General features: G+C 67.4%; 14 protein-coding genes. 6 read left to right on the forward strand and 8 right to left on the reverse strand.

Going from position 1 to position 12772, the window contains the following annotated elements:
• Positions 1–3: 3 nt before the first annotated feature.
• The 6 genes from ACS0OT_RS03240 to ACS0OT_RS03265 all read left to right on the forward strand — a co-directional run bounded on the left by ACS0OT_RS03240 (position 4) and on the right by ACS0OT_RS03265 (position 3972).
• Positions 4–891: a TPM domain-containing protein gene (locus ACS0OT_RS03240; protein ID WP_171956439.1), complete on the forward strand. Its 888-nt coding sequence runs from the start codon at positions 4–6 to the stop codon at positions 889–891.
• Entirely contained in the window at positions 891–1385 is a 495-nt protein-coding gene (locus ACS0OT_RS03245; protein ID WP_065186338.1) for a TPM domain-containing protein, read from the forward strand. Before ACS0OT_RS03240 ends, ACS0OT_RS03245 begins: the two co-directional genes overlap by 1 nt.
• A gap of 51 nt (positions 1386–1436) precedes the next feature.
• Positions 1437–2324, forward strand: a complete 888-nt coding sequence (gene lgt / locus ACS0OT_RS03250) for a prolipoprotein diacylglyceryl transferase (RefSeq protein ID WP_262220275.1) — start codon at positions 1437–1439, stop codon at positions 2322–2324.
• Positions 2321–3115, forward strand: coding sequence for a thymidylate synthase (locus ACS0OT_RS03255; RefSeq protein WP_005415342.1), 795 nt, complete (start codon positions 2321–2323; stop codon positions 3113–3115). Before lgt ends, ACS0OT_RS03255 begins: the two co-directional genes overlap by 4 nt.
• An 81-nt stretch (positions 3116–3196) precedes the next feature.
• Positions 3197–3484 (forward strand): hypothetical protein, encoded by a 288-nt coding sequence (locus ACS0OT_RS03260; RefSeq protein ID WP_065428238.1) that lies wholly within the window; start codon positions 3197–3199, stop codon positions 3482–3484.
• On the forward strand, positions 3481–3972 hold the full coding sequence (locus ACS0OT_RS03265; RefSeq protein ID WP_053500480.1) for a dihydrofolate reductase: 492 nt from the start codon (positions 3481–3483) through the stop codon (positions 3970–3972). Before ACS0OT_RS03260 ends, ACS0OT_RS03265 begins: the two co-directional genes overlap by 4 nt.
• 86 nt (positions 3973–4058) lie before the next feature.
• Here the strand turns inward: ACS0OT_RS03265 and ACS0OT_RS03270 are convergent, their stop codons facing one another.
• The 8 genes from ACS0OT_RS03270 to ACS0OT_RS03305 form a co-directional block, all read right to left on the reverse strand.
• Positions 4059–4706 (reverse strand): DUF1287 domain-containing protein, encoded by a 648-nt coding sequence (locus ACS0OT_RS03270; RefSeq protein ID WP_032953945.1) that lies wholly within the window; start codon positions 4704–4706, stop codon positions 4059–4061.
• The gene (locus ACS0OT_RS03275) at positions 4703–5725 is read right to left on the reverse strand and encodes a symmetrical bis(5'-nucleosyl)-tetraphosphatase (RefSeq protein ID WP_065179686.1); all 1023 of its coding nucleotides are present in this window, start codon (positions 5723–5725) and stop codon (positions 4703–4705) included. The genes ACS0OT_RS03270 and ACS0OT_RS03275 overlap by 4 nt, the downstream gene beginning before the upstream one ends.
• A gap of 15 nt (positions 5726–5740) precedes the next feature.
• Positions 5741–6124 (reverse strand): Co2+/Mg2+ efflux protein ApaG, encoded by a 384-nt coding sequence (apaG, locus tag ACS0OT_RS03280; protein WP_008268668.1) that lies wholly within the window; start codon positions 6122–6124, stop codon positions 5741–5743.
• Between the two features lie 13 nt (positions 6125–6137).
• Positions 6138–6941, reverse strand: coding sequence for a 16S rRNA (adenine(1518)-N(6)/adenine(1519)-N(6))-dimethyltransferase RsmA (gene rsmA, locus ACS0OT_RS03285; RefSeq protein WP_053500476.1), 804 nt, complete (start codon positions 6939–6941; stop codon positions 6138–6140).
• The gene (pdxA, locus tag ACS0OT_RS03290) at positions 6938–7918 is read right to left on the reverse strand and encodes a 4-hydroxythreonine-4-phosphate dehydrogenase PdxA (protein WP_065179685.1); all 981 of its coding nucleotides are present in this window, start codon (positions 7916–7918) and stop codon (positions 6938–6940) included. Before pdxA ends, rsmA begins: the two co-directional genes overlap by 4 nt.
• Positions 7919–7921: 3 nt before the next feature.
• A complete protein-coding gene (locus ACS0OT_RS03295) occupies positions 7922–9265 on the reverse strand; it encodes a peptidylprolyl isomerase (RefSeq protein ID WP_053500472.1) in 1344 nt (447 codons plus the stop codon).
• A complete protein-coding gene (gene lptD, locus ACS0OT_RS03300) occupies positions 9262–11742 on the reverse strand; it encodes an LPS-assembly protein LptD (protein ID WP_081275821.1) in 2481 nt (826 codons plus the stop codon). Before lptD ends, ACS0OT_RS03295 begins: the two co-directional genes overlap by 4 nt.
• An 89-nt stretch (positions 11743–11831) precedes the next feature.
• Positions 11832–12770 carry a histone deacetylase family protein gene (locus ACS0OT_RS03305; protein WP_053500468.1) on the reverse strand — a complete coding sequence of 313 codons (939 nt, stop codon included), beginning with the start codon at positions 12768–12770 and terminating at the stop codon, positions 11832–11834.
• Between the last annotated feature and the right edge of the window lie 2 nt (positions 12771–12772).

Consider the following 12772-nt stretch of genomic DNA (forward strand, 5'->3'; position numbering starts at 1 on the left):
CCGGTGCGCCTGGCCACTGCGCTGCTGGCCCTGCTGCTGTGGCTGCCGCTGGCGGCGCAGGCCCAGCAGCTGGCGCCGATTCCGGCGCTGGATTCGCCGGTGGTCGACACCACCGGCACGCTGGATGCCGCGCAGAAGCAGGCGCTGGTGCAGCAGGCGCTGGACCTGCAGCAGCGCAAGGGCAGCCAGCTGCAGGTGCTGGTGGTACCCACCACCCAGCCGGAGGACATCGCGCAGTACACCACGCGGGTCTTCGACCAGTGGCAGATCGGCCGCAAGGGCGTCGATGACGGCGTGCTGCTGGTGGTGGCCAAGGACGACCGGCGCGTGCGGATCGAGCCGGGTTACGGCCTGGAAGGCGCGATTCCCGATGCCATCGCCAACCGGGTCATCCAGGAATACCTGGTGCCGCGTTTCCGCGCCGGCGACTACGCCGGGGGCATCACCGATGCCACCGCCGTGCTGGTCAAGCTGATCGATGGCGAAACGCTGCCGGCACCGGTCAGCGGTCATCGCGGGCGCGAGCCCGGCGGTGGCGGCGACACCTGGTTCCTGGCGCTGTTCATCGGCGTGTTCGCCGGCAGCATCCTGCGCGGCGTGTTCGCGCGCGTGCCGCGCCCGCTGCGTGGCCTGCTCGGCGGCGCTGGCGCAGCCGTGGCGGCGTTCCTGTTCACCTCCACCCTGCTGGCCAGTGGCCTGGCCGGCGTGGTTGGCCTGATCGTGGCGATGCTGTCCGGCCATCCGGGGCGCTTTGCCGGCGGTGGTGGCTGGGGCGGTGGCAGCTGGGGCGGGGGAGGCGGCTTCGGCGGTGGTGGTGGATTCGGCGGCGGAGGCGGCTGGGGCGGCGGCGGTGGCCGTTCCGGTGGCGGTGGCGCTTCGGGAGGCTGGTGATGATCCAACGTCTGTTCCGCCATGTATGTTCGCCGTCGGTACGTCGCGCGTTCCCGCCAGCCACGCTGCAGGCGATCACCGAGGCCATCGCGGCCGGTGAGCAGCGCCACGGCGGTCAGGTGATGTTCGCGGTGGAGGCCGATCTGCCGCTGGCCGCGTTGTGGCACAAGGTCACCCCGAGGCAGGCCGCCGAGCATGCCTTCGCACGCCTGCGCACCTGGGACACCGCCCACAACAACGGCGTGCTGATCTACCTGCTGCTGGCCGACCATGCCATCGAGATCGTCGCCGACCGCGGCCTGCATGGCCGGGTCAGTCCGGCGCAGTGGCAGCGGGTCTGCACCCATCTGCGCGAGGGCCTGCGTGGTTCCAATCCGGTGGAAGCGCTGCAGGATGCCATCGACGAGGTCTCCAGCCTGATCGAAGGGCACTTTCCGGCCTCGACCCGGTCGAACGATGACGCGTTGCCGAACTCGCCGCAGATCCTTGGTTGAGCCGGGGCGGCACTGGCCCGAGAATAGGCGTTCAACCGCAAGGCACCTTCCATGATCTATTTCCACGACATCGACCCCATCGCCCTCTCGCTGGGGCCGATCAAGGTGCACTGGTACGGCATCATGTACCTGCTCGGCTTCACTGCGGCCTGGCTGCTGGGCCGCACGCGCATCGCCGCCGGGCGCCTGCCGGGCGTCGATGCCAACGGCTTCTCCGACCTGTTGTTCTACGCCATGCTCGGCGTGGTGCTGGGCGGCCGCATCGGCTACATGCTGTTCTACGCGCTGGGCGATTTCCTGCACAACCCGCTGCTGCTGTTCAAGGTGTGGGACGGCGGCATGAGTTTCCATGGCGGCCTGCTGGGCGTGCTGGGTGCCTGCTGGTGGTGGTCGCGCAAGCACGCGCTGCACTTCTTCGACACCATGGATTTCATGGCGCCGCTGGTACCGCTGGGCCTGGGTTTTGGTCGCATCGGCAACTTCATCGGCGCCGAGCTGTGGGGCAAGTACACCGACGGCACGTGGGGCGTGGTGTTCCCGTCGGGCCTGCCGGCGCCGCTGAACCAGTTGGACCATGCGACCCTGCAGGCGCAGTTCGCCACCGGCGCGCTGAACCAGTTCGCCCGCCATCCCTCGCAGCTGTATGAAGCGTTCCTGGAAGGCCTGGTGATGTTCGTGGTGCTGTGGACGGTGTCGGCCAAGCCGCGCCACCGTTACCTGGTCGGCGGCCTTTTCGCGCTGATGTACGGCCTGTTCCGCTTCGCCGTCGAATTCGTACGCATGCCCGACAACGGCGTCTATGTGGCCTTCGACTGGCTGACCCGTGGCCAGATCCTCAGCCTGCCGCTCATCGCCTTCGGCCTGGTGCTGCTGGTGATGTCGCGCCGCGCGCCGGTGCTGCAGCCGCAACCGGTGATGGCTGCGGAGGGCAAGGCATGAAGGCCTACCTGGATCTGCTCGCGCATGTGCTGGAACATGGCGCGGAGAAGAGCGACCGCACCGGCACCGGCACCCGCAGCGTGTTCGGCTGGCAGATGCGCTTCGACCTCAATGAAGGTTTCCCGCTGGTCACCACCAAGAAGCTGCACCTGCGCTCGATCATCCACGAGCTGCTGTGGTTCCTGAAGGGCGATACCAACATCGGCTACCTGAAGGACAACCAGGTACGCATCTGGGACGAGTGGGCCGACGAGAACGGCGATCTCGGCCCGGTCTACGGCAAGCAGTGGCGCAGCTGGGCCACCGCCGATGGCCGCGAGATCGACCAGATGCAGTGGCTGGTGGACGAGATCAAGCGCAACCCCGATTCGCGCCGGCTGGTGGTCAGCGCCTGGAACGTGGGCGAGCTTTCGCAGATGGCGCTGATGCCGTGCCACAACCTGTTCCAGTTCTACGTGGTGGACGGCAAGCTCAGCTGCCAGCTGTACCAGCGCAGTGGCGACATCTTCCTCGGCGTGCCGTTCAACATCGCCAGCTATGCGCTGCTGACCCACATGGTGGCGCAGGCCACGGGCCTGGGCGTGGGCGACTTCGTGCATACGCTGGGCGACGCGCACCTGTATTCGAACCACTTCGAGCAGGCGCGCGAGCAGCTTTCGCGTGAACCGCGCGCGCTGCCGAAGCTGTGGTTGAACCCGGAGGTGAGCGACCTGTTCGGCTTCCGGTTCGACGACATCCGCATCGACGGCTATGACCCGCACCCGGCGATCAAGGCGCCGGTGGCGGTGTGAGTGATGTTTGGCATGCTGCGTATCAGCTGGTGAGACCTGACTGATGCAGATTGTTTCTCGGATTCACCAAGTGGAGAAGCAATGAGCAAACATTCACGAAAGGCACGGGAAAAGCTGGCGGAAGGCTTGATGTCGATGTCCGGCTCCCTGGCCGTTGCATTGACTGTTGGTGTGTTAATTACTCCTCTCCTGGCAGTCGCCAATGCGGCGGTCGCGGGAAAGGATGTGGACCTTTGGGCCATGATTACTGACCTCAAACCGACTACTGCGGCAATACTGTTCCTGCTCTATTGCTCAGCGGTTGCGACAGTACTCGGTGGACGTAGCGCGGCGATGAAAATCTTCAACGAGTTGTATCCGGACAAATGAAGCTCTCGATGATCGTGGCGCTGGACCGCAACCGTGGCATCGGCCAGGGCAATGCCATGCCCTGGCACCTGCCGGATGATTTCAAGCACTTCAAGGCGCTCACCCTGGGCAAGCCGATCCTGATGGGGCGCAAGACGGCCGAGTCGATCGGCCGCGTACTGCCGGGGCGCACCAACCTGGTGCTGACCCGCAGCGGCCAGGTGCCGTTCGCGGGCATGCGCGCGGTGGCGTCGCTGGACGAGGCGAAGGCGATTGCCGAAGGCGAGGGCGCCAGCGAGCTGTGCATCATCGGCGGCGGCGAGATCTTCCACCAGCTGCTGGACCAGGCCAGCGACCTGTACCTGACCTGGGTCGATGCCGAAGTCCCCGCCGACACCCATTTCCCCGAGGTGGCCGTGCAGGACTGGCGGGAAGTGAGCAGCGAGCCGCATCCGGCCGATGACCGCCACGCCTATGCGTTCCGCTTCGTGCATTACGTGCGCCGCTGAGGATGGTTTTCTGTAGAGCCGAGCCATGCTCGGCTGCTGTTGCCTGATACCTCCCGTAGCTGAGCATGGCCCGGCTCTGCAGGTGCCTACGGCATCCGGTAATGCCCGATGATCGCGTGCTGGAACAGCAGGTTCTCTTCACGCGTGCCGCGCGCGATGTTGTGCAGCACCAGCGGTGTGCCATTGGCCAGCCTCCGGTCGGAGACGATGCCGACATGCAGCAGACCGTTGCCGTTGAGCTTCCAGGCCACGATGTCACCGGCCGCATAGTCGGTGGCGAGGGCGGTGATCGGTTGCTGCCAGCCCTGCCGTTCGAACCAGCGCATCAGGTTCGGCACACGTCGATGATCAATGTTGCGGTCCGGCCGTGACAGGCCCCAGATCGCGGGATACGCGCTGAAGTTGCCGCGCATGTCTTCATGCACGCGCGCCTGCAGGTCCAGGCCCTGGCTGCGCAGGGCGCGCACCACCACGTCGGTGCACACGCCGCGATCAAGCGGGACGTCGCCGCCGGGATAGGACAGGACCTGGTAGGCGGGATCGTAACGGGTGGTGACGCCGATCTGTGCGCGCGCTGCGGCCACCAGTGGCGGTGAAGGGGCCTGCGGCTGCGATGGCGTGGGGGCGGCATTTCCGCCGCCGGTGGGAGCCGGGGGCGAAGCAGGCTGGCAGCCGCTGGCCAGGGCCAGCGTCAGCAGCAGCACCCTCCATGGTGCCCAGCCGCGTCGCGTCATGCCTGCGGCGCGGCGCCGTTGTTGTGGGGTCCACCGGAGCCTCCACCGCCACCACCTCGACGGCGACGACGGCGCGGACCACGGTTGCCCGGGTTGGCAGCAGCGGCGTTGCCGCCGCCCTGTTCCTTGCCCTGCACCGCAGCGGCGGAGCGCTCGTGCGCCGGTCGCGCCGGCGGGCGGGCGTGGGGTACGGGTGCCGGTACATCACGGCCCGGTACCTGCACCACGCGCAGCTCGTCGGTATCGAGCTGGATCGCGGTCAGCTTGCCGCCCCAGACTGCGCCGGTGTCGATGGCGTGCACGCCCTGGGTGATGGTCAGGCCCAGCGCCGACCAGTGGCCGCAGACGATCTTGAGGTCGCGCTCGACCCGTCCAGGTACTTCGAACCAGGGGTAGAGTCCCTGTTCCTGCGTGCCAGGGGTGCCCTTGTCCTCGATGCCGATGCGCCCGCGCGGGGTGCAGTAGCGCATGCGGGTGAGCACGTTGATGATCGCACGCGAACGGTCGTAGCCGGACAGGTTCGGCGCCCAGCTTGGCTTGTCGCCGTACATGTTGCGGAACAGCTTGCGGTAGCCGGCGCCGTGCAGCTGCACCTCGACTTCGGCGGCGTGCTTCTCTGCCATCTGCGTGGTCCACTTCGGCGCCAGGCCGGCGTGCACCATCATCCAGCCCAGCTCGCGATCCACATGCACCAGCTTCTGCAGGCGCAGCCAGTCCAGCAGTTCGTCGCGGTCCTCGGCCTGCACGATGCGCAGCAGGTCCGGGTTGACCTTTCGCTGCTCCTCTTCGGTGCGTGCACCGACGGCCAGCAGCGAAAGATCATGGTTGCCCAGCACCACCACGCTGTGCTCGCGCAGCGAATGCACCAGCCGCAGCGTTTCCAGCGACTGGCCGCCACGGTTGACCAGGTCGCCGCAGAACCACAGGGTGTCCTGGGCCGGGTCGAAGCGGATCTTCTCCAGCAACCGCTGGGTCACGTCGTAGCAGCCCTGCAGGTCGCCGATCGCCCACACACTCATCGTTCGGCCTCCGTGTCAGTGCAGGGTACGCGGGACGGCCAGCACGAACGGTGCGACCGGCGCGGCAAATTCGGTGCCATCGTCGGCGACCATGTCGTAGTGCCCCTGCATGGTCCCGTGATCGGTCCCCAGCATGACACCGGACGTGTAACGGAAGTCTTCACCGGGGCGCAGCCGCGGCTGCTCGCCGATCACCCCGTCGCCATCGACATGCTCGACACGGCCATTGGCATCGGTGATGCGCCAGTGGCGTGCGACCAGGCGTGCGGCGACCCGCCCCTGGTTGTGGATGCGGATCGTGTAGGCGAACGCAAAGCGACCGTCTTCCGGCGCGGATTGATCGTCGAGGAAGCGCGGCGCGACTTCGACGGAGATGGCATATACGTCAGCGTCTTCCATACCGGCAGTGTAATCAGGAGGCATTGGCCAAAGCGATGAATTCGGCCACGTCCAGCTGTTCGGCGCGGGCATCGGGACGCACGCCGGCAGCGATGAACTGCTCGGCGGACACCACGTTGTTCAGAGCATTGCGCAGGGTCTTGCGGCGCTGCCCGAAGGCGGCCTTGACCACCTCGGCGAAGCGCGTGTGGTCGTTGATGCTGATCGAGGCCGGGTCACGCGGCACCAGCCGCACCACGGCGGAATCGACCTTCGGCGGCGGCCGGAACGCGCCCGGCGGAACCACGAACAGCGAGGTCACCTGGCAGTAGGCCTGCAGCATCACGCTGAGGCGGCCATACACCTTGCTGCCGGGGCCGGCGGCCATGCGGTCGACCACCTCCTTCTGCAGCATGAAGTGCATGTCGCGGATCACTGCGGCATGCTCCAGCGCATGGAACAGGATCGGCGAGGAGATGTTGTAGGGCAGGTTGCCGACCAGGCGGATCGGCTGGCCATTGGCCAGTTCGGTGAAGTCCACGCGCAGCACGTCGCGATGGACGATGGTCAGCTCGCCCAGCGGCTCGGCGGCGGCGGTCAGCGGCGCGATCAGGTCGCGGTCGAACTCGATCACCGTCAGCTTCGGGTGCACGCGCAGCAGCGGCAGGGTGATGGCGCCCTGGCCTGGACCAATTTCAACCAGGCGGTCACCATCTTTCGGATTGACCGCCATCACGATCTTGTCGATGTAGTGGCGATCGGCCAGGAAATGCTGGCCAAGCTGCTTCTTGGCCGGTGCGGTGAACACCGGGCCGGAGGGGGAATGCGGGGAATTCATGCGCTCAGTGTACGTTGCCGCGCCAGCTGCGCACACAGCGTCGTTGCCGCCTGCAGGCTGGAAGGATCGGCGATGCCGCGGCCGGCCAGGTCCAGCGCGGTGCCATGGTCGACCGCCACGCGCGGGTAGGGCAGGCCGAGGGTCAGGTTCACCGCCTGTTCGAAGCCGGAATACTTCAGGACCGGCAGGCCCTGGTCGTGGTACATCGCCAGCACGGTGTCGAAACCGGCCAGCTTGGCCGGCAGGAAGGCGGTGTCGGCCGGCAGCGGCCCGACCAGGTCCATGCCCTCCGCGCGCAGGCGCTGCAGCAGGGGGATGACCAGGTCCAGTTCCTCGCGTCCCAGATGACCGTCTTCGCCGGCATGCGGGTTCAGCCCGAGCACCGCGATGCGCGGCGCAGGCAGGCCGAACTCGCGGCGCAGCGCGGCATGCACCGTGCGCAGGGTGTGTTCCAGGCTGGGCGCGGTGATCGCATCGGCCACCTCGCGCAGCGGCAGGTGGGTGGTGGCCAGGGCCACGCGGACAATGTGATTGGCCAGCATCATCACCACCTTCACTCCGGCCTGGTCGGCCAGCAGTTCAGTGGTGCCGCTGTAGGCGATGCCGCCCTCGTTGATGACCGCCTTGTGCACCGGGCCGGTCACCACACCGTGCAGCTCACCGGACAGGCAGGCCTGGCCGGCGCCGAGCAGGGCGCCGATGACCGCGCTCGCATTGGCCGGATCGGCCTGGCCGAAGTGGCTGGGCGCCGCGTTGCGGACGGCGCGCAGGCGCAGATCGCCGGGGACGCGTGCTTCGGCGTGCTCGGGCAGCAGTTGCAGGGGCAGGTTCAGGGCGGCCGCAGCCGCGCGCAGGGTGTCCGGGTCGGCGAAGGCCAGCAGCCGGCAATCTTCACGCGGCTGCTGAACGAGGCGGACACACAGCTCCGGGCCGATCCCGGCGGGCTCGCCCGGTACCAGAGCGAGCTCGGGGCGCATCGGTCAGGACTGCGGCGGCGTGGCGGTGTTTTCCGCGCGGTCGCCGCTGCGGAAGCTGACGTAGGCTTCGCCACGCAGTTCCTGCAGGAAGCGGTTGTACTCGTCTTCCAGCTTGCGGCGGCCGATGGTCTCGCGGACCTGGGCGCGCTGGTTGTCGGTGGTCACGTCGGTCTGGCGGGTCGCCACGCGCTGCACGATGTGCCAACCGGCGTCGGTGCGGAACGGCTGGCTGACGCCACCATCCTGCAGGCCACTCACCTGCTGGCCGAAGGCCGGACCGAACGCGTCAGCCGGGAACCAGCCGAGATCACCGCCCTGGCCCTTGCTGTTGTTGTCCTCGGAGGACTCCCTGGCAACGGTCTGGAAGTCGGCGCCGCCGGCAATGCGGGCGCGCAGGGTATCGATCTTGGCCTTGGCAGCGGCATCGGTCTGGTGGTCGTCCACGCGGACCAGGATGTGGCGGCCGTGGAACTCGGTGACCGTCTGCTCACCGGCGGCGGAACTGCTGTCACGCACTTCCACCAGCTTCAGCAGCTGGAAGCCGCTCGGGCCGCGGATCGGGCCGACCACCTCGCCCGGCTTCATCTTTTCCATCAACTGGGCAAAGGCCTGCGGGATTTCATCCAGGCTGCGCCAGCCCAGATCGCCGCCTTCCAGCGCGTTCGGGCTGTCCGAATAGCGCACGGCCGCCGCGTTGAAGTCCAGCTCGCCCTTGTCCAGCAGGGCCTTCACGCCATCGGCCTTCTTCTGGCCGGTGGCGATCTGGTCGGCGTTGGCACCGTCGGGCAGGGCGATCAGGATGTGCGCCAGGTGATACTGGTTGCCTACCGTGGCCTGCTGCTTCAGCGCGGCGTCGACTTCACCCTCGCTGACGCTGATGCGGCTCTGCGCGAAGCTCTGGCGCAGGCGCTGCACGGTGATCTCGTCACGCACCGACGCGCGGAAATCGTTGAAATCGATACCGTCATGGGCCAGGCGCTGGCGAAGGGCATCCAGGTTCGAACCGTTCTGCTGGGCGATGGCGTTCATCGCCTGGTTCAGCTCCTGGTCGCTGACACGGATGCCGCTGCCCTGGGCGCGGGCCACCTGCAGCTTGACCAGCACCAGGCGTTCGAGCACCTGGCGGCTGAGCACGTCTTCCGGCGGCAGCTGGTTTTCGCGGCCGGCATACTGCGCCTTGATGTTGGCGATCGCACGCTGGAGCTCGCTCTGCAGGATCACGTCCTCATCGACGACGGCAGCGATGCGGTCAAGCGGCTGCGCCTCCTGGGCAAGCACCTGCAGGGGGGCGGACACGCTGGACACCGCCAGCAGCGAGGCGAGAAGAACGGGGAAGCGCTTGGTCATGGGATCAGGTTCGGATCGTAGTCATCCCGGGTCGCCCCGGTGTTGCTCGGCGGCACGAGATAGAGGTCGTCGCGGTTGTAGCCGAGGATAGCACGGCGCAGGGTACGGTCCGTGTCCTGCCCCAGGGAGCTCAGGCCCTTGAGCACGAACTCCACCTGGATGGAGTTGTTCATCTCGCCTTCGCGGTTGCGGACATAGCGGCGGCCGACCACACGCACGGCCAGGCAGCAGCTGTCCCACTGGACACCGCCGATGATTTCCAGCGGCTCCTTGTCCTGCAGCGAGTAGTAGTAGCGACCGACCAGGCTCCAGCGCGCATTCAGCGGGTACAGGAACGACAGGTCGGCCTGTTCCAGCAGGGTACGGTCGTGCTTGTTGGCGTTGGCCGGGGCGCCCGAGTTGATGCGGTAGCGGTAGCTGAGGTTGATCACGCCATCGTTGGGCATCAGATAGCGGGCACGGACGCTGGCCAGATCCTCACGCTTGTACTTCGGGTCCCACTGGTAGGTGGCACCCAGGGTCCAGCGGTCGTTGATCATGTAGTTGCCGTCGGCGATCCACGCCGACTTGCCCTTTTCCACCGGCGCGCCGCCCGGGGTGACGGTCACCCGCGACTCGTCGAAATACTGGATCTGGCCGATGGCCGCCGAGAAGCGTTCCTTGCCGGTGGTCTGGTCGATGAAGCGGGTGCCCAATGCCAGGGTCAGCTGGTTGGCATCGTTCTGGCGGTCGGCGCCGGTGTAGCGCGAGTCGCGGAACAGCTGGCCCCAGCTGAACGTGAAGTCACGGGTGTCGAAGATCGGAAGGTCGTCCTGGTTGCGGTACGGCGTGCGCAGGTAGAACAGGCGCGGTTCCAGCGTGTGCAGGAATGACTTGCCGCCGATCGTGGTCTCGCGATCGAAGAACAGGCCGGCGTCGATGCTGCCGATCGGCAGGCTGCGGCTGGGCGATTTGTTGCCGCGCAGCTGCTCCGGCGTGGCGGTGTTCGGGTCGACGCCCTGCGAGGCCAGCACGTTGCGGCGGACGCTGTCAGCCAGGCCCTGATCCAGGTCGTAGCCGGTGTAGCGGTAGGCCAGGGTCGGGGTGACGTACCACGCCGCGCCACTGATCGGGAACGACACGTACGGCTTCACGTCCAGTCGCGAGCCGCCGTACATGCGTTGGGTCTGGCCGTTGCGCGTGTACTGCAGGTCGGGTCCCGCATCGGCGCCGTACTTGAAGTTGATGTCGTCGTGGGTGAAGCGCACGGCTTCGGCATAGATGCCGGTTTCCAGCCACGGCAGGACCGGCTTGTCCCAGTTGAAGTACAGGCGCGGCTGGCGGTTGTACGGCAGCGCGCTTTCATTGAGCGTGTAGTCGGTCAGCTGCCAGCGGTCGGCCATGATGCCGGCCGTCCAGTTCCTGCCGGTGCCGTACAGGCCCACGGTGCTCTGCAGGTTCGAGGCAGTCACCCCGACCAGGCGGTTGGCGAAGTCCTCGACATAGCGCTCGTCGCTGACCCAGGCCAGGTTCGCACGGGCCTGCCAGTGGCTGTCCACGTTGTGGTAACCGCTGAACATCACCCGGCCGCGGTCGCGGTCGCGCAGCTTGTCGTTGGGCATGAACGCGGTCAGCAGTTCGCCGCGGCCGCCGTTGTAGAGATAGCGGAACTCGTTGTCGAGCATCAGGCCGCGCCGGCTCATGTAGCGCGGGGTCAACGTGTCGTCGTAGTTCGGCGCCAGGTTGAAGTAGATCGGCTGTGCGTAGTCGAATCCGTTGCGCCCGGACATGCCCAGCTGCGGGAACAGCAGGCCGGTCTTGCGGCGGTCATCGATCGGGAACTTGAAGTACGGCGCCCACAGCACCGGCACCTTGCCGATCCGCAGCACGGCGTTGCGGGCGGTGCCGAAGCCCTCGTCGTTGTCCACTTCGATCTGCGGCGCCGACAGTTTCCACACCGGCTGCGACGGGTCGCAGGTGGTGTAGGTGGAGCGGTGCATCTGGCCGACCGCGCCCTGCAGGTCGACCGACTCGGCATCGCCGTTGCCGCGGCGCGACACCAGCTGGTACTTGATGTCGGTGATCTTGTGGGTGTCGCTTTCCTGGTTGCCCTCGGCGCGCTTGGCGACCATGCGGATCGAGGAGTCCTGGTAGCGGACATTGCCGTCGGCGATGTAGTTGCCGCTCTCGGTATCGAAGCTGAGCTTGTCGGTGCCGACGAACTGGTCGCCGCGGCGCAGGGCCACGTTGCCTTCGTACTGCGGCACGGTGGTCGTGCCCAGCAGCTGGTCACCCTCGATGTCGGTCGGCTGCTGCTCGCGCGCAGCGCTGGCGGCGGCCTTGTCCTGCCCCGGGACCGGGGTGGGCGCATCGGTGAACGCGGGAATCACGTCGGTAGCCGGGCACAGGCCCCAGTTGAGCGGCTTTTCATCGGCCATTGCCGGCAGGCAGATGGCGATGCTCAGAGGCAGGGGAAGCAGGCGGAGGGCTCGGCGCACGCGGTTCGGATTCGGGCGAAAACGGACGGTAGCTTGCCCCATCCCTTGCATAGGGGCAATGAAGGACGCCGCAGCCTGCCGGTTCGGGTTCATCCGGAGACGCTGCCGGGAGGGGGCAGCAGCAGGGCCCGGACATGGGCCACGCTGCACTCGGCAAGGGCCTGCAGGTCATAGCCGCCTTCCAGCATCGAGACAACCCGGCCGGCCGCATGACGGCGCGCCAGCGCATGAAGCTCCCGGGTGATCCAGGCGAAATCGTCGGTTTCCAGCATCAGGTCGGCCTGCGGGTCACGCAGGTGGGCGTCGAAGCCGGCCGAGATCAGCAGCAGCTGCGGACGGAAGTCGTCGATGGCCGGCAGCATTTCGTCGGCCCACACGTTGCGGAAGCGGAAACCGCCACTGCCCGGGGGCAGCAGGATGTTCATCAGGTTGCCGGCACCGCGGTCGCGGCGCAGGCCGGAATTGGGGAACAGGCCGGCCTGGTGGGTGCTGTAGTAGGAGACCCGGGCGTCGTGCTGGAAGATGTCCTGGGTGCCGTTGCCATGGTGGACATCGAAATCGACCACCGCGATCCGCTCCAGCCCATGGCGGTCGCGGGCATGGGCCGCGGCAATGGCAATGTTGTTGAGCAGGCAGAAGCCCATCGCGGTGCTGCTGGTGGCGTGGTGGCCCGGGGGCCGCACCGCGCAGAACGCCAGCGGATCCTCGCCCAGCATCACTGCATCGACCGCGGCCACCCCGGCGCCGGCGGCGTGCACGGCGGCACTGGCCGAGCCCGGCGAGGTCCAGGTGTCCATGTCCAGCTGGCGCAGCGGCGCGGTCTGCGGCTGCAGCACGAAGTCGAGCAGGGCACTGTCGTGGACCCGGGTCAGTTCGCCGAACTTGGCCGGCGGCGCCTCGCGCCAGTCGAGCTGGCCGGGGAACGCGGCGTGCAGGGCATCGAGTACTTGCTGCAGGCGTTGCGGGCACTCCGGATGGCCGGGGCCGGGGTCATGCAGCAGGCAGGACGGATGGGTGAAGACCAGCATCG

It is taken from the genome of Stenotrophomonas maltophilia group sp. RY12688 (assembly GCF_052149045.1).
Lineage (GTDB): Bacteria > Pseudomonadota > Gammaproteobacteria > Xanthomonadales > Xanthomonadaceae > Stenotrophomonas > Stenotrophomonas sepilia.